General features: G+C 54.7%; 23 protein-coding genes. All 23 read right to left on the reverse strand.

From position 1 onward, the window contains the following. Window positions 1–74: 74 nt before the first annotated feature. The 23 genes from O9H32_RS11200 to topA all read right to left on the reverse strand — a co-directional run bounded on the left by O9H32_RS11200 (window position 75) and on the right by topA (window position 21,348). Window positions 75–437 carry a response regulator gene (locus tag O9H32_RS11200; protein WP_269866177.1) on the reverse strand — a complete coding sequence of 121 codons (363 nt, stop codon included), beginning with the start codon at window positions 435–437 and terminating at the stop codon, window positions 75–77. A gap of 36 nt (window positions 438–473) precedes the next feature. Beyond that, window positions 474–1,808 (reverse strand): flagellar motor switch phosphatase FliY, encoded by a 1,335-nt coding sequence (gene fliY, locus O9H32_RS11205; RefSeq protein WP_269866178.1) that lies wholly within the window; start codon window positions 1,806–1,808, stop codon window positions 474–476. After that, window positions 1,798–2,796, reverse strand: coding sequence for a flagellar motor switch protein FliM (fliM, locus tag O9H32_RS11210; protein WP_269866179.1), 999 nt, complete (start codon window positions 2,794–2,796; stop codon window positions 1,798–1,800). The genes fliY and fliM overlap by 11 nt, the downstream gene beginning before the upstream one ends. Window positions 2,797–2,826: 30 nt before the next feature. Beyond that, entirely contained in the window at window positions 2,827–3,303 is a 477-nt protein-coding gene (locus O9H32_RS11215) for a flagellar basal body-associated FliL family protein (protein WP_269866180.1), read from the reverse strand. Then, a complete protein-coding gene (locus O9H32_RS11220; protein ID WP_269866181.1) occupies window positions 3,303–3,524 on the reverse strand; it encodes a flagellar FlbD family protein in 222 nt (73 codons plus the stop codon). The genes O9H32_RS11215 and O9H32_RS11220 overlap by 1 nt, the downstream gene beginning before the upstream one ends. A 79-nt stretch (window positions 3,525–3,603) precedes the next feature. Then, window positions 3,604–4,422 (reverse strand): flagellar basal body rod protein FlgG, encoded by an 819-nt coding sequence (flgG, locus tag O9H32_RS11225; protein WP_269866182.1) that lies wholly within the window; start codon window positions 4,420–4,422, stop codon window positions 3,604–3,606. Between the two features lie 139 nt (window positions 4,423–4,561). Then, entirely contained in the window at window positions 4,562–4,945 is a 384-nt protein-coding gene (locus O9H32_RS11230) for a TIGR02530 family flagellar biosynthesis protein (RefSeq protein WP_269866183.1), read from the reverse strand. Further along, a complete protein-coding gene (gene flgD / locus O9H32_RS11235) occupies window positions 4,942–5,364 on the reverse strand; it encodes a flagellar hook assembly protein FlgD (RefSeq protein WP_269866185.1) in 423 nt (140 codons plus the stop codon). Before flgD ends, O9H32_RS11230 begins: the two co-directional genes overlap by 4 nt. Before the next feature lie 42 nt (window positions 5,365–5,406). Beyond that, a complete protein-coding gene (locus O9H32_RS11240) occupies window positions 5,407–6,882 on the reverse strand; it encodes a flagellar hook-length control protein FliK (RefSeq protein WP_269866186.1) in 1,476 nt (491 codons plus the stop codon). 21 nt (window positions 6,883–6,903) lie between these two features. Next, complete coding sequence (locus O9H32_RS11245) at window positions 6,904–7,821, reverse strand: MotE family protein (RefSeq protein ID WP_269866187.1); 918 nt, start codon at window positions 7,819–7,821, stop codon at window positions 6,904–6,906. A 30-nt stretch (window positions 7,822–7,851) separates the two neighbouring features. Then, a complete protein-coding gene (gene fliJ, locus O9H32_RS11250) occupies window positions 7,852–8,298 on the reverse strand; it encodes a flagellar export protein FliJ (RefSeq protein ID WP_269866188.1) in 447 nt (148 codons plus the stop codon). A gap of 7 nt (window positions 8,299–8,305) precedes the next feature. Continuing rightward, window positions 8,306–9,628 (reverse strand): flagellar protein export ATPase FliI, encoded by a 1,323-nt coding sequence (fliI, locus tag O9H32_RS11255; protein WP_269866189.1) that lies wholly within the window; start codon window positions 9,626–9,628, stop codon window positions 8,306–8,308. Continuing rightward, window positions 9,628–10,455, reverse strand: coding sequence for a FliH/SctL family protein (locus tag O9H32_RS11260; RefSeq protein ID WP_269866190.1), 828 nt, complete (start codon window positions 10,453–10,455; stop codon window positions 9,628–9,630). Before O9H32_RS11260 ends, fliI begins: the two co-directional genes overlap by 1 nt. Beyond that, window positions 10,448–11,464 (reverse strand): flagellar motor switch protein FliG, encoded by a 1,017-nt coding sequence (gene fliG, locus O9H32_RS11265; RefSeq protein WP_269866191.1) that lies wholly within the window; start codon window positions 11,462–11,464, stop codon window positions 10,448–10,450. Before fliG ends, O9H32_RS11260 begins: the two co-directional genes overlap by 8 nt. 13 nt (window positions 11,465–11,477) lie before the next feature. Beyond that, complete coding sequence (gene fliF / locus O9H32_RS11270) at window positions 11,478–13,112, reverse strand: flagellar basal-body MS-ring/collar protein FliF (protein WP_269866192.1); 1,635 nt, start codon at window positions 13,110–13,112, stop codon at window positions 11,478–11,480. Window positions 13,113–13,287: 175 nt separating this feature from the next. Next, window positions 13,288–13,593 carry a flagellar hook-basal body complex protein FliE gene (fliE, locus tag O9H32_RS11275; RefSeq protein WP_269866193.1) on the reverse strand — a complete coding sequence of 102 codons (306 nt, stop codon included), beginning with the start codon at window positions 13,591–13,593 and terminating at the stop codon, window positions 13,288–13,290. A gap of 29 nt (window positions 13,594–13,622) precedes the next feature. Then, on the reverse strand, window positions 13,623–14,081 hold the full coding sequence (flgC, locus tag O9H32_RS11280; protein ID WP_269866194.1) for a flagellar basal body rod protein FlgC: 459 nt from the start codon (window positions 14,079–14,081) through the stop codon (window positions 13,623–13,625). A gap of 5 nt (window positions 14,082–14,086) precedes the next feature. Next, window positions 14,087–14,485, reverse strand: a complete 399-nt coding sequence (gene flgB / locus O9H32_RS11285) for a flagellar basal body rod protein FlgB (RefSeq protein WP_269866195.1) — start codon at window positions 14,483–14,485, stop codon at window positions 14,087–14,089. Window positions 14,486–14,726: 241 nt separating this feature from the next. Then, entirely contained in the window at window positions 14,727–15,500 is a 774-nt protein-coding gene (gene codY / locus O9H32_RS11290; RefSeq protein ID WP_269866196.1) for a GTP-sensing pleiotropic transcriptional regulator CodY, read from the reverse strand. Between the two features lie 22 nt (window positions 15,501–15,522). Then, window positions 15,523–16,932 (reverse strand): ATP-dependent protease ATPase subunit HslU, encoded by a 1,410-nt coding sequence (gene hslU, locus O9H32_RS11295; protein WP_269866197.1) that lies wholly within the window; start codon window positions 16,930–16,932, stop codon window positions 15,523–15,525. Window positions 16,933–16,981: 49 nt separating this feature from the next. Next, complete coding sequence (gene hslV, locus O9H32_RS11300; RefSeq protein WP_269866198.1) at window positions 16,982–17,527, reverse strand: ATP-dependent protease subunit HslV; 546 nt, start codon at window positions 17,525–17,527, stop codon at window positions 16,982–16,984. A 222-nt stretch (window positions 17,528–17,749) separates the two neighbouring features. After that, on the reverse strand, window positions 17,750–19,078 hold the full coding sequence (gene trmFO, locus O9H32_RS11305) for an FADH(2)-oxidizing methylenetetrahydrofolate--tRNA-(uracil(54)-C(5))-methyltransferase TrmFO (protein WP_269866199.1): 1,329 nt from the start codon (window positions 19,076–19,078) through the stop codon (window positions 17,750–17,752). 164 nt (window positions 19,079–19,242) lie between these two features. After that, window positions 19,243–21,348 carry a type I DNA topoisomerase gene (gene topA, locus O9H32_RS11310; RefSeq protein WP_269866200.1) on the reverse strand — a complete coding sequence of 702 codons (2,106 nt, stop codon included), beginning with the start codon at window positions 21,346–21,348 and terminating at the stop codon, window positions 19,243–19,245. Window positions 21,349–21,360: the final 12 nt, after the last annotated feature.

Consider the following 21,360-nt stretch of genomic DNA (forward strand, 5'->3'; position numbering starts at 1 on the left):
TGAGTCCTCTCAACTTCCCCACATCCTTTTACCCGATTGTGCGGAGCTTCGCGGCCCCACTACTCCTGCAAATTTTAGCCCATCGTTTTCTTAATGGCTTCGATAACGCGGTCCGCTTGGAACGGCTTAACGATAAAGTCTTTCGCACCCGCCTGGATCGCATCGATAACCATCGCCTGCTGGCCCATGGCCGAACACATGATGACTTTCGCAGCTCCATCCAGCTTCTTGATCTCCTTCAGCGCCTGGATGCCGTCCATCTCCGGCATCGTGATGTCCATCGTGACGAGGTCCGGTTTCAATTCTTTGAACTTCTCCACGGCTTGGGCACCGTCATTCGCTTCCCCAACCACTTCAAAGCCGTTCTTGGAGAGGATATCGCGGATCATCATTCTCATAAAAGCTGCGTCGTCAACAATCAGAATTCGGTTTGCCATAGTATGCAGTCCTCCTAGGGATCTTAATAAATTTTGTTAGAGATTCAACTTTTGCAAGCGATCCATCTGGTTCACAATGTCGGTTACACGGACACCGAAGTTCTCATCGATAACGACAACCTCGCCTTTGGCAATCAATTTATTATTAACCAGAATATCGACCGGCTCACCCGCCAATTTATCCAGTTCAATAATCGATCCTTGCGAAAGTTCCAAAATGTCTTTTATGACTTTGTTCGTGCGGCCAAGCTCCACGGTCACTTTCAGCGGAATATCGAGCAGCAAGTTCAGGTTCGTGTCATCTGCCTGCATCATGTTCGGCGCTTGGAAGGAGCTGAACTGGGCTGGCTGGACATTCACGTTGCGGCCTGCCGGCATACCGTAACCGGCTGGCTGCGGCGGGTACATCGGTGCGCCCATCGGCGGATACATCGGCTGTCCGTAGCCAGGATGCCCGTAAGGCTGCTGGGGCATCATCGGCGGCTGCATGCCTGCAGCCGGAGCTGCGTACGGGTCGTAGCCCGGGTAAGCCGGCTGTGGAGGCGCCGCGTGGGCTGCCGCCGGTGCGGCATGGACTGCGGCCGGTGCAGCCTGAGCGGCGTGAGCTGCTGCCGGTGCGGCGGCCGGTGCCGGTGCGGCGACGGCTGCTGCCACCTCTTCGACCGAGGTGCCGCCCATCAGGATGCCCACCATCTCTTTAGCGAACGCCACGGGGAGCAGCTGCATGATGTTCGAATCGATCAGGTCGCCGATCGTGAGACGGAACGAGATCTTGATGAACACATCTTCCTGCGGGATCGTGGTCATGTCCTGACCTTCCGACAAGTTTATTATGTCGATACCCGGTGGTGAAATATTAACAAACCGGTTAAAAATCGTGGACATCGAGGTCGCCGAGGAGCCCATCATCTGATTCATCGCTTCCTGTACGGCGCTGACGTGGATCTCGGTCAGTTCTTCTTCCTGTACGTTCGTGCCGTCTCCACCCATCATCAGATTGGCGATGACCTGGGCATCGATCTTCTTAATGACGAGCAGGTTGACGCCGTCAAACCCGTCGACATAGTTGACGTTAATGGCCACATGAGGCTTCGGAAACTCAAGCATCAGGTCGTCCCGCGCAATCACGGACACTTTCGGTGTGGTGATATCCACTTTCTTGCCAAGCAGCGTAGACAGGGCGGTGGCGGCACTGCCGAAGGTAATGTTCCCGATCTCGCCGAGCGCATCTTGTTCCAAGGAGGTCAGGTAATCTTCTGCCGCGGGAACCGATCCGGAACCGCCCACGCTGTCCTCATCCGATCCGCCGTCCGAAGATTGCTTCAACAAGGCGTCGATTTCTTCCTGGGACAAGTAGTCTTTATTCGTCATGCTCTTCCACTCCTTCGTTTATGATTTCGCTGATCTGCACGGCCAGCTTCCCTTTGGCGGTTCCCGGTGTTCCGTAGAACTTCAACTTCTCTCCGATGCGAATATCCAGCGGCTGGTCTACGGACTTGGTAAGGGGGATGACATCTCCGGCATTCAGGTTCAAAAATTCACCGACGGATATGGTCGAGCTCCCCAGCTCTGCTATGATCGGCAGCTTCGCTTTATGAAGCCTCGACTGCAGGGCGCTCTGTTCTTCCGGCGCACTGGTTTTCTTCTGCGAGACGAACCAGTGGTGCACGGACAATCTCGGCATGATCGGCTCGATGACCACGTGCGGGATACACAGGTTAATCATCCCCGTCGTGTCGCCGATCTTCGTGCTCAGCGAGATGAGAGCAATCGTTTCGTTGGGCGATACGATCTGCATGAACTGCGGGTTGGTCTCCAGCGCCTCAAGTCTTGGCTCCAGATCAATGACCGTTTTCCATGCCTCCTGCAGGCTCTCAAAGGCCCGGGAGAAAATCCGCTCCATCACGATCGTCTCGATCTCGGTCAAAGCGTTAATCTTGCTCGGCGATGTTCCCGCTCCGCCCAGCAGACGGTCCAGCATCGCGAAGGCCACGTTCGGATGAACCTCAAGCACCATGCGCCCTTCGAGCGGCTCGGCCTCGAAGATGTTCAAGATCGTCATCTTCGGAATGGAACGGATGAACTCGTCGTAAGGCAGCTGCTCCACCTGCACTACGTTGATTTGAACGAACGTCCGGAGTTGAGCCGAGAAGTAAGTCGTCAGAAACCTTGCAAAGTTCTCGTGAATCCGGGTCAAGCTGCGAATATGGTCTTTGGAGAAGCGAACAGCTCTTTTGAAGTCATAAGCGCGCACTTTCTTCTGCGTCTCTTCTTTCTTGAGCTCTTCCGCATCCATCTCTCCAGAGGAAAGCGCCGCGAGCAGGGCGTCAATCTCATTTTGAGAAAGCACATCAACCATGAGCGTCACCTCCTGGTAAATCAGGATTTGTTATTGAAGTACGATATCGGTAACCATGATGCGCGAGAGTTTGTTTCCTTCTTCAAGCATCGGGTTCATCTTGTTCATAAGCGCCGCTCCGAGGTTATCGAAGCCTTTGCTGCCCGTCACATCTTCGGGCTTCATATCGGCGAGGGTCTGAATCACGACCGCCTTCATCTGCGAATCCATCAGGTCGAAGGCTGCTTTGCCGTCTGCGCTCTCGAGTTCGAAAGCGAGGCTTACTTTAATGAACTTGCTGCCGCCCGAGAGGTTCGTCAGCACATCCTTCATGACGGCTGTGTTCGCCTTAATCTCTTCCGGCTTCAGCTTCTTCTTCGGTTTAACCTGCTCTGCTGTATGTTGAGCCTGTGCCTCAGGGTCACTGGACTTGTCCATGTAGTTCCACAGTACGAACGCCGCTGTCAGAATCAATGTTATCGCAATAAGTATGGCTACGACCATGATAAATATTTTACTTTTAAACACTAGGACTCCTCCGTTTCCAAGCTTTTGATCGTGCTGCCAACCAGTCCAATCGTGCCCAGGAACCGCTGGATGGAGACGACTACATCGGCAACCGGCTCCAGAACCATAATCTTCTTCCCTGTGACGAGAGAAATCATGGTGTCCGGCGTTGCCTCGATGCTCTCGATCAGCAGGGCGTTCACGTGCAACGGACTGCCGTTCAATCGGGTAAGCTGTACCATCCTTGTACCTCCGTCCGGGGGTTATGGCAGGGAGAGTCACGCTCCCCCTGTGAACCCGGTGTTTATCTATTATCCGTTATTATCTCTTAAGGTTAACCACTTCTTGCAGAATCTCATCGGAAGTCGTAATAATCCGGGAGTTCGATTGGAAGCCGCGCTGGGCGATGATCATCTCAGTGAACTCGCCCGTGAGGTCAACGTTCGACATTTCGAGCTGCCCGGATACGACCGAACCGGTTCCGGTAGCCGTATCGCCTGCGATGGAGGCGCCGAGATCGACCGCTTCGCCCGAGTTCGGCGTCTGGCGGTACAAGCTGCCGCCGACTTTCTCGAGACCGCCCGGGTTCGTTACTTTCGCTACCGCGATGAACTGACCTGTCGAAGCCGCTGTCCCTGTAGCGTCGGTACCAATGATTTCACCATTGTTCGCAATAGTGAACGCCGTGACCTCTTCACCGAGCGTAATCGGCTCTCCGCCGGTTCCGAGGACGAACATCCCGTTCGAGTTCACCATCCGGCGCTGAGCGTCCAGCTGGAAGCTGCCGTCACGGGTCAGCATCATATTCTCGGCTGTGCCATCCTGCGATACCGCGAAGAATCCGTCACCGTTGATCCGCAGGTCCGTTACGACGTTCGTCGTCATTGCACTGCCTGGCGTGTGGATTGTGTCGATCGCGCCTACCGTTACACCGAGACCGACCTGCTTGGAGTTCACGCCGCCGGCCGTATCGGTCGGAGCGCTGACGCCCGCCACAGTCTGGCTCAGGATGTCCTTGAACATCACGCGGCCGGCCTTGAAGCCTACCGTGTTGACGTTGGCGATATTGTTACCGATGACATCCAGCTTCGTTTGGAAACCGCGCATACCGGATACACCGGAATAAAGAGATCTTAACATAAGATTGTTGTCCTCCCATATGACGTCTGTCACACCGGTAACATTTCGGGTGCAGCGTCTGTTGTTGTAGTGTGCTGCGATGGTTGTTTCAGTCGGTCCACAACCTTGGCTTCCGTAAACGGTCCAGCCTGTCTTTGTATCAGGAAATTATCATGGCACTGTCAATTTGGGTGAATAAATTGTCTTTCATCGAAGTGCTATCTATAGCCGTAACGACCGTACGGTTCTTGATATTGACGATTAATGCCGCATCCCCGATCAGCATAAGCGAATCTTTGGCGCCTTTGGCCGCTGCCTGATCGATCGCGGTCGAAAGCTTCGCCAGCTGTTCCGGTGCCAGCACAATGCCCCTCTGGGTCAGCCGCTGCTCCGCGTGATGGCTGAATCGGACAAGGCGGTTCTGCAGAACGGATTGAAAAGATGGCGTACTGCCGCTTCCTGCCGTCTCGGCAGGCGTACGACGGTTGACTCCGGGGGTCGCCGGGTTAGGAAAGAGGCGGCCTACGGTAATACGGTCGGTCATGACCCGCTCACCGGGTTCGAAATCTGGCTAACCTGGTCCATGGAAATTTCCTGCGTGCCTACTTTGGCGAACTGGCCTCCGTTCTTCACTACGATGGAATCTACCAGACCGGATTTCACAGCTCCGTCTTCGGTCCAGGTTACGTTCTTGCCGATAAGGCCAGAGGCGAACCCAAGCGACTGGCGAAGCAGCTTCATCTCGCTGCCCATGTTCGTCAGCTGCTCTACGGATGTGAACTGCGCCATTTGAGCGATGAATTCTTTATCCTGCAGCGGCTGGGTCGGGTCCTGGTTTTTCATCTGTGTGATCAAAATTTTCAGGAACTCGTCCTTCCCCAGCGTTTTGTTCGGTTCGGATACTTTGGAAGTGGCGGAGTACGTCATGGCGCTCTTTGTTGATGTAATCAAGGAATCGGACATATCTATCACCTCCTATAGGGTATACTAACGCGGCTGAACTTTTTACGCTATGACATCGATCATACCGCTGCCTGCTCGTGCCGGCCTAGCTGATGTTTGGGTCGCTTCTTCGCCGAATGCTTCCTCGCCGAGCGCTGCGATCCGGGCAGATGCCGCCTTCTGGTTCTGCTTCGACTGCGGCTGCTGGCCTTGGCCCTTCTCTTGGAACATACCGGACTGGAATCCTTGGGCGTTCGCGCTCTGCGTGACTTCCAGCTTCTCGACTTGAATGCCCTGGCTCTGCAGCGAGTGCTTCAGCTGGGCTAACTGGCTCTCGAGCATATCCTTGCCTGTCGCGCTGTCTGCCGCAAACTGAGCAATGAGTTGGCCGTTATGCATGGTCAGCTTCACTTCCACGTGGCCCAGGTGCTGCGGATATAAGGAAAGCTTGGCTTCAGTAATGCCGCCATCTCCGCTGTCGAGGAGGAATGAACCCGCCACGAACTGCGTCATATCGTCCGTGAACGTCTCGGCAGGCATATGGAGCGTCGGCATCTTGCTGACCGCCTGTCCTGACTGGATCTGCTTCAGGAGATCGGGAACCGTTACCGCCGGTTGTGCGGTGGCATCGACTGGAGCAGCTTCAGCGTTCAGCGGTACAAAGAGCGGTTCCTCGGCAGCCGGTGCCCCTTCATCGGCAGCTGCTGTCATGGCGGCCGGGGGTGCCCCATGCTTCACGGCCAACGTTTCAAGCTTTTGCAGCGGACCGGAGGCTGTATCGCTGCTCTGCGCTTTGACGTCGCTAGTGACAGCAGCCTCTCCGTTCAGCTTCTGCAGCAGCTGCCCGATTTGCGCTGCGGGCTTTGATGCCGTCTGGGATTCGGCAGCTTTGCTTACGGCCGCTCCGAGCTCTTCCAGAGCCGCTTTCAGCTTCGGCTGCCCATCCTCCTTCAGGGCTTTCTGCAGCCCCTGGAGGATCTGAACGGCCTCGGCCGCATCCACAGTCTGCAGGGCCGCTGCATCGATCGCAGCCGGTACCGCCTCGGAGGCGGCTGGCGTAATCGCCGCCTGCATGCCGCCCGCTGCCGCTTCGGCCAGAGGGACGAAGAGCGCGCCGGCCGCATCGACTGCTTCGGCGGCTGCGTCGGTCGTCCCTGCATCGGCTTGACCCGCTTTCAGCAGCTCACTCAGCTGTTGAAGCAGCGCCTGTACGCCGGGGTCGGCCAGCAGGGCATTGACCTCTGCCGGGTCGCCTTCCTGCATGAATTCCTCGAGTGCTTCGAGCTTCTCTTCGTCGGCGGGCGTTTTGGACGATGCCTGTGCTGCTTCGGCAGAAGAGGTCTTGACTGTCGCATCGGCAGAAGCCGTTGTGTCTTTCGTTGCCTCTTTTACAGCTTTGGACGGTTCGCCGAGCTTTTCTTTGAGTGCGGTGGAGAATCCATCACGCTCTCTGCCGGCGGATTTCACGGAACTGCTGGAAACGGGTGTTCCTACCTGAAGCAGGTTTCTGGATGTTGTTGCGGAAGCTCCGATTTCCATTCGTCCCTTCACCTCCTTTATCTATTGAGCCAGCCTGGCTGAGATCAGTGCGGCGGTTTCCTTCGACTGGTCCGAAATGGCGGACAAGATCTTGGAACGGCCTGCACTGTCCATCGAGCCAAGGATGGATAAAACCTTATCCGGGTTCGAACGCTGCATCTCCATCAGTACGGTAGCCGCACTTTTCGGAGCCATGGTGGAGAAGGTGGATCCAAGATCCGACTTGCTGAGTTTATCGGAAGCCGTCGTGCCCGCTTGCGGTGCGCTGAGTGCCTTCACCCGCTCCTGAAGGGCGGCCATCTGCGTGTCTTTAACGCTGACTTGATCTTTCAGCAGAATCGAGGCTTCCGCTGCGATCTTCGGGTCCATTTTCTCCAGAACCTTGACCCGCTCGTCTGTCTTCATTTTACTGAGAACCAGCACTCGCTCGGCAGTCGTCAGCTGCTCCATGATCGGAGCCGATTTGCTGGCCGACATCTTGGCATAAGTGCTTGCCAGCTGCTGGATCTGCTTATCGTACTCTTCCTCGGCGGAGGCAGCTTCTTTCGCTTCCACTTCGGAAGCCTTCTGGCTCTCGAGCTCCTTGATCGTCTTGTCTTTCTCCTGAAGCGCAGCTTCCGCCTTCTTCAGTTCTTCGTCTTTGGCCTGCAGCGCCGCATCGGCAGCCGCCTGCGCATCCTTGGCGGCGGTCTCCTCGCTCGGTGCCGCCTCTTGCGTCACCGTTGTACTGGCGCCCTCATCCTTCGGATCCGGCACCCAAGTAGAGACGACAGGAATTTTGTTCGCTGTTCTGAGTACGCTGTTCATGACGTCATAGTCAAAGATGGTCAGCAGCACTCCTAGAAGCACCGCCGTGAAGACAAAAGGGATGAGGAACCAGATTAAAAACCGTTCCATGGCTCCATACGAGCCTGTTTGTTCAGCATCCGCCTTAGCCATTCTTTCACCTCCTGAATAATTTTGATACCGTTAATAGGTGGAAGGCGCTTTGTAGCGGTTGGTCGCCATCTCGTCGAGGCCGTCCTGCTCTTTTTTAAGCAGATCAAACGAAAATCGCTGGTAAGCTTTTTCCTTCGCTTTGGCCCATACCTTCTCTTCGAGCATCTTGCCTGTGAGATCATCCTGCTTAGACTGTACCACGGTTTTGGCCCGTTCGATATCGGTATGTTTTTCTTGAATTCTCGTATCTACGAAATCGACATAGCTCTGCATCAAGAGCAGGTCCGACACCGAGATCCGCTGGGTAGAAGCTTCCTGCAGTTCTTCCTGAAGGGAATGCTTGGAGCGCTCGAGCTCAAGGAGAGAAGACTCCTCCTGTTTCATACGGCCGATGGCTTCGGAGAGCATCCACTCGGCCTGGGTCTTCTCATTGATCTTTAGATCCACAATCTTCTGGAATGCGTACCGGAACCGCATAGCTCACCTATCCCTTGTAGAATTGTTGAAGTAACTGGTCTCTGGCTTCCTCGTAAGACAACTTGTCGTCGGTACGCTGCTTTGTATAATCCCAGATGGAGTGGATGGACTCGAGCGCTTCGTCAATATCCGGATTCGATCCCCTTTGGTACGCCCCGATATTGACCAGGTCCTCCGAATCTTTATACGTGGCCATCAGCCGCTTCAAATTCTCCGACGCCAGCTGCTGATCCTTCGGCACGATTTCTTTCATCACACGAGAGACACTCGCCAGCACATCGATCGCCGGGTAATGCCCCCGGTTCGCGATTGCACGGTTCAGTACGATATGACCGTCGAGTATCCCCCGCACCGCATCGGCAATCGGTTCATTCATATCATCCCCATCGACCAGAACCGTGTAGAAAGCGGTAATGGAGCCCTTCGGTCCGTTGCCGGAACGCTCTAGGAGCTTCGGCAGCATTGCGAATACCGAAGGCGTATATCCCCGTGTCGCCGGCGGTTCGCCGACCGCAAGTCCGACCTCACGCTGGGCCATCGCAAAACGGGTGACCGAGTCCATCATCATCATGACGTTAAGACCGCGGTCGCGGAAGTACTCGGCAATGCTGGTTGCGATGAGGGAGGCCTTAATCCGGATCAGCGCCGGCTGGTCCGAAGTGGCCACGATCACGACTGACCGGGCTAAGCCTTCGGGTCCGAGATCGCGCTCGATAAAGTCCAGCACCTCTCTGCCCCGCTCCCCGATCAAGGCGATCACGTTCACGTCTGCCGACGTGTTCCGAGCGATCATCCCCATTAAGGTACTTTTACCTACACCAGAACCTGCAAAAATACCGACACGCTGACCTTTGCCGATCGTAAGCAGTCCATCGATACAGCGGACACCAACGGAGATCGGCTCAAGCACTCGCGGACGGGTCAATGGATTGCTCGGCGCATTATTTGTGGAATACTGGGCCATCCGGGAAGGCAGGAACGATCCGTCCATCGGTTGTCCGAGACCATCGAGCACCTTGCCGAGCAGCTCGTGTCCGACTTGTACGCTAAGCGGCTTGCCTGTCCCCACGACATCGCAGCCCGGTCCGATCGAATCCAGCTCGCCAAGCGGCATCAAGATGACCTTGTTGTTCTTGAAGCCTACAACTTCCGCTTTCAGCGGCTTATTGGATTTGTGCGGATAGATGTAGCACAGATCCCCGATGCTGGCGTCCGGACCTTCCGATTCCACAGTCAACCCGATCACCTGGGTTACCTTGCCGTTCACCCGGACTGGATCCATTCCCTGAAGATGCTCGATATATTTCAGCGCGTTAGGGGAAGCTATCATTAAGATTCCTCTCCTCTTATCGCAATTTGGCGGAGCGCATTCTTAATCTCGCTGAGCTGGGTGTCGATCCGGGAATCAATGCTTCCGAAGGAAGAACGGATCACACAGCCGTGATCCTGCACCGAACCGTCCGGAATAATCTGCAGCTCGGCTTGCGAATCGATGTGGAGCAGAAGCTCTTCTCTGGCATCTTGGATCAGCGGGAACTGCGAAGGCGATACACACAGCGCGATGACGCCGGTGTCTTTGCGGCGGGTCAGCGTCTTGCGGATGAGATCGACCGTCCACTCCGGCTCCAGCGTGAGCTGCCGGGCTACGATCTTCTCCGCGATGGAACAGCTGAGATCGATCAGGAACGGTTCGGACTCTTGAATAATCTGCTGCTTCAGCGCGTAAGCCTGCTCCAAGATCGAGGAAGCTTCCTGCAGCATCGCATCATACTTCTCTCTCAGCTCGGTTTCGGCGCGGGACAGGCCCTCTTCATAGCCCTGCGTGAACCCTTGATCCATCGCCGCCTCGACCGTTTCCTGGTCCAGCTCGCGCCGCTCATTCCACCAGGCTTCGATGTCGGCTTGCGCCTGTTCTTTCAGCGCTGCCGTTTCATCCATCGCTGCGCGGACCTGCTCTTCAGCGAAAGACTCCGCATCCTGGAGAATCTGGTCTTTCATCTGCAGCGCTTCGATCACTTCCGGGCTTTCGGCTGGCGAAGTTTTCTGGATCGTTTGTTCGTTATCAAGAACACCAAAGTGCTGCGGGTGGGCCACAACGACCTTCTGGCTGTTGTCGTCCACCGGCTTGTATTGAAAGAACTTGATGATATTAGACAATGATATCATCTCCTCCGCCGCGTGCGATGATGATTTCCCCGGACTCTTCGAGTCTTCTGATCGTCGCTACAATGCGGGTCTGGGCTTCCTCCACGTCACGCAGACGTACAGGACCCATGAACTCCATTTCTTCGCGGAACGTCTCGGCCATACGCTTCGACATGTTCTTGAAGATCGATTCGCGCACTTCCTCGCTTGCCACTTTAAGCGCAAGCTGCAGATCGGCATTCTCGATATCGCGGATAATCCGCTGGATCGAACGGTCGTCGATGTTGACGATGTCTTCGAAGACGAACATGCGCTTCTTGATCTCTTCGGCCAGTTCCGGATCTTGAATCTCGAGCGAATCGAGAATCGTACGTTCCGTACCGCGGTCGACCCCGTTCAGGATCGATACCACCGAAGTAATGCCGCCGGCATTCGTATAGTCCTGCGTAACGGTCGCGGAGAGCTTCTGTTCAAGCACACGCTCCACTTGGGAGATGACTTCCGGTGACGTGCTGTCCATCAGAGCGATCCGCTTCGCCACATCGGCCTGCTTCTCCTGCGGAAGCGACGACAGAATGATAGAAGCCTGCTCCGGCTGTAGGTAAGCCAGCACGAGGGCAATGGTCTGCGAATTCTCGTTCTGGATAAAGTTCAAGATCTGGCCCGGGTCGGCTTTGCGGGCAAAGTCGAACGGTCTAACCTGCAGCGTAGCCGTCAAGCGGTTGATGATATCGAAGGCCTTGGCTGACCCCAGCGCCTTCTCCAGGATATCCTTAGCGTAGGAGATACCGCCTTGGGAGATGAACTCCTGTGCCATGCAGATTTGATGGAACTCGGAGAGGATCGCATCCTTCTCCCCTGCATCCACTTTACGGACATTGGCTATTTCCAACGTGAGCTGCTCGATCTCTTCGTCCCTCAGGTTCTTGAAGATTTGCGCAGACACTTCCGGTCCCAAGCTGATGAGCAAGATTGCGGCTTTCTGTCGGCCGGTCAAACCCGATGTTTGTACTTTAGCCAAATCTTCTACACCTCTATTCTTCTGCTAACCAGGTACGAAGCAGGTTCACGAACTCTTCCGGCTTTTTCTTCGCCAGCTGTTCGAGCTGTTTGCGCACTTGGTTCTCATTATTGTTTTCCATGCCGATCGTAGGGAACTCAACGCGAGTGGCCGCTGCATCGTTCACGATCATTTCTTCTTCTACTGTAGCAGCCTTCTTGCGTTTGCGCATCATGAAGAATGCACCTACAGCGACAAGCGCCAGAGCCAAGCCGCCCAAACCGCCATACAGCAGCATCGTGTTCGTATCTGTAGTTGCTGCTTCATTCGTTTTAGCGAACGTGTGTTTAACAACCGTTACTTTCTTTGCCAAATCGGCGTCTGTGATTGTTTGTCCATTATCAGCCAAAGCGGCGCGGACGACATTCTGGAGAATTGTGTTTACTTCAGTCATCGTCGCATCGCTGAGCGAATTCGGATCCGCCGGATCCGGAGGCTCTACGCCGACGTTGATCGTCAAGTCCTTCACCACGTAAGGCGTCGCTACGATCTCTTCCGTAATGCGGTTCACTTCATAGTTCACGGTACGCTGCAGCTCTTCCGACTGGGCATTGCCGCTGGTAGCTGCACCTTGATAACCCGGTACATCCGTCTCGCCCGTACCGGCTACACCGCCGGCAGCACCGCCGTTAGAGGTGGAGTTCTTCTGAATTTCCTGCGTCGAAATCTCAAGCCCCTTCTGATCGGCTTGGTTCGGAGCCGTCACGAGCTGGTTCTTCGAACTCTTCTGGTCGAAGTTCATCGTCGAGAACACACTTACGATAACTTTGTCTTTACCGAAGATCGATCCGAGCATCTGCTGTACGTTCTTCTGCACATCATTCTTGAACTGGCTGTTAATCTCGAACTGTTGAAGCGCCAGGTTCGAAGCACCGGCCACCTTGCTTTGGCCTTTGGAGTACTCGAGCAGGTCGCCGTTCTGGTCGGAGATCGTAATGTTCTCGACCGGAAGTCCCTTGATACTGTGCGATACCAGGTTATAGAGCGTATCTACCTTAGTCTGGTCCAGCGTATAACCGGGCTTCACATCGAGCACAACGGAAGCCGTCGCTTTCTCCTGCTCTTCTCCCGCACGAAGGAACACTTCCTTCTCCGGCATGGAGATCAACACTTTCGAGCTTGCAATCGCCTGGTTGGAGTTAATAAGCTGCTGAAGCTCACCTTGCACGGCGTTCACGTATTTGACGTTGAACTCCTGGTCGGTTGTACCGAATGTGGAGCTCTCGCTGAACGCGCCATAACCAACGTTACCGGTCTTGTTCAGGCCCTGCGACTCAATGGCAAGCTTCACGCTGGCCACCTCGCTGCGGGGAACGCCGATACTCTTGCCGTCCTCGCTTAACTGGTACGGGATCTTCGCTCCGTCCAGATACGTCTTAATCGACGCCGCATCGCTCGGCTGCAAGTTGGTGTAAGCCAGGGCGTATTCCGTCTTCGAGAAATTATAACTGATGAGTCCGAGACTCAGTAAGACGATCATCACCGTTGCAATGATGGTGGTTTTCTGCATCTTGCTGAACTGGCTCCAATATTGTTTCGTTCGGCTCCAAGCTTGGAGTAAATTCTCGTTCACCATTTCACCCCATTTTCTTATAAGGATCGTAATCATCTAACCTGCATCCGCATGTTATCCTGGAAGGCTTCAATGACCTGGTTCCTTTGGCTTGGAACGAATTCGTCAACCGGGCGAAGCTTTCATCCAAACTATAACCGATATGTCCGGGCCGCCATATGACGATCATCACACTGGCGATTATTGCAAGCAATTCGTCCCGGCCTTCTCTTTATACTTGCATGCGCATGATTTCCTGGTAGGCTTCGATGATCTTGTTTCTCACTTGCACCGTCATTTCGAGTCCAAGCGAAGCTTTCTCGGATGCGATCATGATCTGGTGCACATCCGTCGTCTCCCCTTTAATGAAGGAAGCATTGAGCTTGTCTACTTGAGCTTGGCCTTGATTGAGATCTTCAATTGCGGTTGTCAGGAACTTGCCGAAACCATCCGCAACTTCAGCAGCACTCGTAGTCGTGTTCTTCGGCTGCACTGCGCTCACGATGTTCTGAGGCTGCAGGCTCAATTTATTAATCATGGGCTTTGAGCTCCTTTATACTAGGTTTTTTATCTTCCGATTTCAAGCGCTTTTCCAATTAAAGATTTGGATGCGTTCAGTGCCGTCACGTTTGCTTCATACGAGCGCGTAGCGGAGATCATATCGACCATCTCTTTGGCAATATCCACATTGGGAAGCATCACAAATCCGTTCTCGTCCGCATCCGGATGCGTCGGGTTGTACACTTGCTTGAACGGCGTCGTATCTCCGACGACTTTCGTCACCCGTACGCCTTCGCCGGCCGTGCCGCTCTGCTGCGCACCGCCCATGGCTCCCTGAAGTGTCTGGGAGAAGCTTTGCTTGGGCTCGAGTGTAACCATCTTGCGCTGGTAGGGCACCCATTTGCCGTTCACGTTCGTTGCACGGGTGGAATCCGCATTGGCGATGTTGGACGAGATGACATCCATCCGAAAGCGCTGCGCCGTCAGTGCCGAGGCACTAATATCAAATCCGTTTGAAAGTTTCATCTAGATTACCTCCCCAAGGCTGCTCTCATTTTTTTGAATTCGCTGTTGACCTGCTGAACCATGACGTTGTATCGAAGCTGGTTCTTCGCCATCAGTGCCATCTCATAATCGATATCTACGTTGTTGCCATTGTTGTTCATGATGGTCTGGCTATCTTGTACGGTTTGAGGCGTGCCCAGCGAGGAACGGCCAATCTCAATGTGTTTGGCATCCGTCCGCTTCCCTACCAGGGTACCTCCTCCGTTCATCTCTTGATCCAATAGTTCTTCAAAACGAACATCCGAACGTTTGAAATTCGGTGTATCGACATTCGCCACGTTATCTGCAATCACTTTCTGCCGCAGAGCTGCCGCATCCAGCGAGCGCTCCAGCAGGTTGAATCCTGATTTATTCATAATGTTCATGGACGCTCTCCCACTTTCTCTTACGTAGTCTCCCGTAGGTATTCAACGACACCACATGCATATCCTTCTTTGTTTCGACATTTTTTTCGCCATACTTTATAGCATTCAAGGGAGAAATTTGTAGAATTAACGAACTAGACTCTATATTGAGGACTTTTGGAAATGTTTACAATAAGAAAAAAGCCCTATATTTTCATATAGGGCTCTACAAGGTATTTGTTTGTATCATATATCACGCTGTTTATGACTTTACGCTCTGGATTCCGGGCATTAGTTGATCGTTAAGCACCCGAATATAGGTCCCTTTCATGCCTAAGGACCTAGTTTCGATCACGCCGGCACTCTCAAGCTTCCGGAGCGCATTGACGATCACAGACCGGGTTATCCCCACGCGATCGGCAATTTTGCTGGCCACAAGCAGACCTTCGTGCCCATCGAGCACCTCAAAAATATGCTCTACCGCTTCCAGCTCGCTGAAAGACAGCGATCCAACGGCCACCTGAACCACCGCTTTGCCTCTGGCTTCGATCTCGATGCGCTCCGCCTTCTCGCGGAGAATCTCCATAGCTACGACCGTGGAGCCGTACTCCGCCATCACTAGATCGTCGTCGATGAATGCGCCGCCCCGCTTCGTTAGGACTAACGTCCCGAGACGATCCCCGCCGCCGATCACCGGCACGATGGTGATATAGAAATCTTCCTCCCCCGAGTGATTGCCGAACACATCGTAAGCACTCCCGCCTGCAAGATTCGACGAGGTCTCCTCCACCTTCAGCAGCAGCTGGTTGTATTCCGAAGGAAATCGGTTCTCCTGCAGGACGGACGAATGAACTAGCAAATCTCCATCCAGTGATGAAAACGCGCTCCCCAGCACCTTTCCTTTCCGGCTGATCACGTAGATATCCGCTTGCGAAATGTCGCTGAGCACCGAGGCCATATCCGTAAAGGAGACCGCGTGACCCGCTTCTTTTTGCAGCAGTTTGTTCAGCCTCCGGGTCTTCATCAATAATGTCATGTTTCTGCCTCCAAAATTCCAATTACAAAATGTACTGGCTTAAATCCCTGTTCTGCACGATACCGGACAGCTTCTCTCTGACGTACTCCGGTGAAATAACGATGCTCTCCAGGGTGATATCCGGCGCCTCGTAGGAGAGGTCCTCGAGCAGCTTCTCGAGGATTGTATGCAAGCGTCTCGCTCCGATATTATCCGAGTTGACATTGACCTCGGCAGCGATGCGCGCGATCTCCAGTATGGCATCATCGGAGAACTCCACCCGGATGCCTTCGGTCTCGAGCAGTGCCGTATACTGCTTCGTCAGTGCGTTCTTCGGCTCTCTGAGAATCAGCACGAAGTCTTCCTGGGTCAACGAGCTGAGCTCCACCCGGATCGGAAACCGTCCCTGCAGCTCGGGAATCAGGTCAGAAGGCTTCGCTATATGGAAAGCACCCGCGGCTACAAACAGCACGTAATCGGTCTTCACAGGCCCGTATTTGGTCATGATCGTGGATCCTTCGACGATGGGCAGAATATCCCGTTGTACGCCTTCCCGCGAGACATCGGGACCGCTTCCCCGTGTGGAGCTTGCGATCTTGTCGATCTCGTCGATGAAGATGATACCATCCTGTTCGGCGCGGCGCACCGCTTCCTGAATGACTTCATCCATATCGAGCAGCTTCTGCGCCTCTTCCTGCAGCAGCACCTTGCGCGCTTCGCGGATCGGAAGCTTCCGCTTCTTCGTCCGCTTCGGCATCAGGGAGCCGAACAGTTCCTGCATGTTCATGCCGGCCTGCTCGTTCCCTTGACCGGCCAGCATATCCAGCATCGAAGGCGAGCTGTCTTCCACTTCGATCTCGATGACTTCCCCCTCCAGCTCGCCGCGGAGCAGCTTCTCGCGAATTTCCTTGCGCCGGGCCGTCAAGGAGGCGTCTGCCGTTTCGTCAGGCTCGCTGTACGACGGGGCACCCCCTCCCTGCTGCTGGCCGAACAGCATTTCCAGCGGATTGCGCTGGCTGCGGTTCTTGGCAGGATTCGGGGCGAGGATGAGGACCAGACGGTCCAGCACCATCTGCTCCGCACGGTCCTTGAGCTTCTCCGTCTTCTCAGCTTTCACCATACGGATGGAGGTTTCGACCAGGTCGCGGACCATCGACTCGACGTCACGGCCCACATAACCGACCTCGGTAAACTTCGTCGCCTCCACCTTGACGAAAGGGGCGCCAACCAATTTGGCCAAACGCCGTGCAATCTCCGTTTTGCCGACGCCTGTAGGGCCAATCATGAGGATGTTCTTCGGCACGATCTCGTCACGGATCGATTCGTCGAGCAGACTCCGGCGGTGGCGGTTACGGAGGGCCACAGCGACGGATTTTTTGGCTTGCTTCTGGCCTACGATATATTTGTCAAGCTCGGCTACGATTTGTTTGGGAGTCAAGGCTGATGGCTTCACTCGTTATAACCTCCCTGTATAGGATGGCCTTCCGCTACCAAAACTAACATTACTCGATTTCTTCCACGATAATATTATGGTTTGTGAATACGCAAATATCGGCGGCCATCGTCAGTGCCGCATGGGCGATCTCTTTGGCATCCATGCCCGGCGCATAACGGTGAAGCGCTCTCCCGGCGGCCAGCGCAAAACTGCCGCCGGAACCGATGGCCAGGATTCCGTCATCCGGCTCGATGATCTCCCCATTGCCCGAGAGCAGCAGCAAGCCGCTGCGGTCCATGACGATCATCATGGCTTCAAGCCGGCGCAGCACGCGGTCCTGTCTCCAATCCTTCGTCAGTTCCACCGCTGCCCTCTGCAGATTCCCGTGATGTTCTTCGAGCTTCGCTTCGAACTTCTCGAACAGCGTAATCGCATCCGCTACCGATCCCGCGAATCCGGCGATGACGTTGCCGCGGTATAATCTTCTGACCTTCTTGGCCTGGCTCTTCATGACCATCGAGTTACCGAAGGTAACTTGGCCGTCTCCGGCAATGGCGCCCTTGCCTTGATGCCGGATGGCGAAGATCGTCGTCGCGTGAAAGGTTTGTTCCATAGGCCGGATTCTCCTCCATATAGGCTGATAGTGCAGCTATGTACGTTCAGGCCGTCCTTATTCCGCCGGCTGCCTCGCTCCCTCAAGGGGGCAAGCAGGCCGATTCCCACACGACCCCACACAGGCAGAAACTAAGCCGGTCAGCTTAGTTTCCTGTAGGCCCGCAGGGAGCTTCCCCCCTGCATTCCATGCAGACGGGACTATCGTAACATAGGTCAAGTTTTATTTACAAGTCGAATTGTATAGGTTTTGAGAAAAATTCTGAATTTTCGCAATTGCTCTCTCGGCGATCTTCTCATTCTTCAGTTTCTTGTTACGAATCCGCTCTTCGAGCGGCGGGAACAATCCGAAATTCGCATTCATCGGCTGGAAGTGGTTGAAATCGGCCGTAGTGATGTACTGCGCCATACTGCCGAGCGCCGTATCCTCAGGAAGCACGAAGAGCTCTTCTCCCTTGGCAAACCGTGCGGCGTTCAGGCCTGCGATCAGGCCGGATGCGGCCGACTCTACATACCCTTCGACCCCGGTCATTTGGCCGGCGAAGAAGAGGTTGTCCCTCGCCTGGAACTGGTATGTCGGACGAAGCAGCTTCGGCGAATTGATGAACGTGTTGCGGTGCATCACCCCGTAGCGCACGAACTCGGCGTTCTCGAGTCCCGGAATCAGGGAGAAGACCCGCTTCTGTTCGCCCCACTTCAGATGGGTCTGGAAGCCTACCAGGTTGTAGAGGGTGCCGGCTGCGTTGTCCTGGCGCAGCTGGACAACAGCGAAGGGCAGCTCGCCCGTATGCGGATTAATGAGACCTACCGGCTTCATCGGACCGAACAGACACGTCTGGCGTCCACGCGAAGCCATGACCTCGATCGGCATACAGCCTTCGAAGTATACCTCTTTCTCGAACTCCTTGATCGGCGCTGTCTCTGCCGTGATCAGCGCCTCGTAGAATACATTGAATTCCTCTTCGGTCATCGGGCAGTTGAGATAGGCTGCTTCCCCCTTGTCATAGCGCGACGCGAGATAGACCTCGCTCATATCGATCGAATCTTTCTCCACGATCGGTGCAGCCGCATCGTAGAAATACAAGTAGTCCTCTCCCGTCAGCTCCTGCAGATGCTTCGACAAGGCAGGCGACGTCAGCGGTCCGGTAGCTACGACTGTGATGCCTTCCGGCAGCGAATCGAGTTCTTCGTTGCGCACTTCGATCAGCGGATGATTGCGGAGCAGAGACGTCACTTCGCCCGAGAAATGATCTCGGTCTACCGCCAGCGCCCCGCCGGCTGGTACCGCATGCTTGTCCGCTGCCCTTAGGATCAGGGAGTTCAGCATCCGCATCTCTTCCTTCAACACGCCTACGGCGTTAGTGAGGCCGTTGGCCCGGAGTGAGTTGCTGCATACGAGCTCCGCGAACTGGTCGGAGATGTGGGCCGGGGTTTTCTTCACCGGCCGCATTTCATATAATACGACGGGCACGCCTTGGGAAGCGATCTGCCATGCGGCCTCGCTGCCTGCCAGGCCTGCGCCGATTACTGTTACCTTCTGTACTTCTGTCACCTGATGTTCCTCCTATAATATGCACATGCCGCAGAGCGGGTGGTTTTTCTTGTAAGCTCGTTTATTAGATATATAAGATTACAGGATCGAGCCCTGGCGAGATATAAATTCTTAGATATTGAAGAAAGCCCCAAGGGGAGCTCACGCTCCCCTTGGACGGCCCGTTAATCTTCCTCCCGGTCATCTTCTTTCGCTTCTTCCTTAAAGTCACAAGAAACGCATTGAATGAAGACTCCGGACTTGTTCTTCTTCTCGACTAGCAGGGCTCCGCATTTGGGACACGGCTGTTCCACCGGTTTATCCCACGAGACGAATTCGCATCCTGGATACCGGTCACAGCCGTAGAAGATACGGCCCTTCTTGCTTCGCCGTTCGATAATCTTGCCTTCATGGCAGCTTGGACAGGTGACCCCGGTATCTTTGACGATCGGCTTCGTGTTGCGGCAGTCGGGGAAGCCGGAGCAGGCGAGGAATTTACCGAAGCGGCCCATTTTGTACACAAAGTGGTTCCCGCACTTCTCGCAGATCTCGTCAGACACCTCGTCCTGAATCTCGATCTTCTCCATCTCTTCTTCCGCTACCTCAAGCCGCTTCTCGAACGAGTCGTAGAATTCGCTGAGTACGCTGACCCAGTCTTCTTTGCCTTCCTCGATATGGTCGAGGCCTTCTTCCATATGCGCCGTGAATTCGACATCCAGAATTTCAGGGAAGAATTCGATCATCTGCTGGATAACGAGCTCTCCGAGCTCCGTCGGAATGAATTTCTTCTCTTCAATCGCCACGTACCCGCGCTTCTGAATCGTTTCGAGGGTAGGCGCATACGTACTCGGTCTGCCAATCCCCATCTCTTCGAGCGCCTTCACCAGTCTCGCTTCCGTATACCTTGGCGGCGGCTGGGTGAAATGCTGCTTCGGATCGACCGCCTGGGACTGTGCTTCGTCCCCCGTCTTCAGCGGAGGCAGGAACTTATCATCCTCTCCCGCGTCCGCCGCCCCTTCGTCGCTGCTCTCCACGTACACTTTCATGAAACCGTGGAACTTCACTTTGGAACCCACAGCGCGGAACACGACCGGACCGGAGGTTAGATCCACCGTCATCGTATCCAGTACGGCAGAAGCCATCTGGGAAGCGACGAACCGCTCCCATACGAGCTTGTAGAGACGGAATTGGTCCCGGCTCAGATGCGCCTTGATCGAATCGGGTTCGCGCAGCACCGAGCTCGGACGAATCGCTTCATGCGCGTCCTGCGCATTCGCATTCTTCTTGACATAAATCCGGGGCTCGGCTGGATAATAGGCTTCGCCGTATTTGCCTGTAATGTACTCCTTGGCTTCTTCCTGGGCAACAGGCGAGATCCGGGTGGAGTCCGTACGCATGTAGGTGATAAGACCTACTGTCCCTTCGCTGCCCAAGTCGATTCCTTCATACAACTGCTGGGCTACGGACATCGTCTTCGCTGCCCGGAAGTTCAGCTTGCGCGCCGCTTCCTGCTGCAGGGAACTCGTGATGAACGGTGGAGAAGGGTTGCGCTGGCGCTCTTTCTCCTTGACTTCGCTTACAACAAAATCGGAGCCTTGGAGCAGTGAAAGCACTTCATTGACATCGGACTCGCTCTTCAGTTCCTTCTTCTCTCCGCTTACGCTGTGGAACTTCGCTTCGAACTCGGCCTTGCCGGATGCGAGCTTTGCGGTGATCGTCCAGTACTCTTCAGGCTCGAACGCCTTGATCTCGTTCTCCCGGTCGAAGATGAGCTTGACCGCTACGGACTGAACCCGCCCAGCGGAGAGGCCCTTCTTGACCTTCTTCCACAGCAGCGGGGAGATCTTGTACCCTACGAGCCGGTCCAGAATCCGCCGTGCCTGCTGGGCATTCACGAGATCCTGGTTGATTTTGCGCGGTGTCTTGAAAGCATCTTTGACTGCCTGTTTCGTAATTTCATTGAATACGACACGGCACGCATCCTGGTCGGACAATTCGAGATAGTGTGCCAAATGCCACGCAATCGCTTCCCCTTCGCGATCCGGGTCAGCTGCGAGATAGACTTTTTTGACGCGCTTGCTCGCGTCTTTCAGTTCTTTCAGTACGGAACCTTTACCACGGATAGTAATGTATTTCGGCTCAAAATTCTTTTTGACTTCGACCCCGATTTGGCTCTTGGGCAGATCGCGGATATGGCCCATGGACGCTTTCACGATATATTTGCTGCCTAGATATTTGGCTATGGTTTTGGCTTTTGCGGGTGACTCCACAATGACTAACGAATCGGCCATAGGTGTCCATCC

Source organism: Paenibacillus caseinilyticus, assembly GCF_027533645.1.
In the GTDB taxonomy this organism is placed as follows: domain Bacteria; phylum Bacillota; class Bacilli; order Paenibacillales; family NBRC-103111; genus Paenibacillus_G; species Paenibacillus_G caseinilyticus.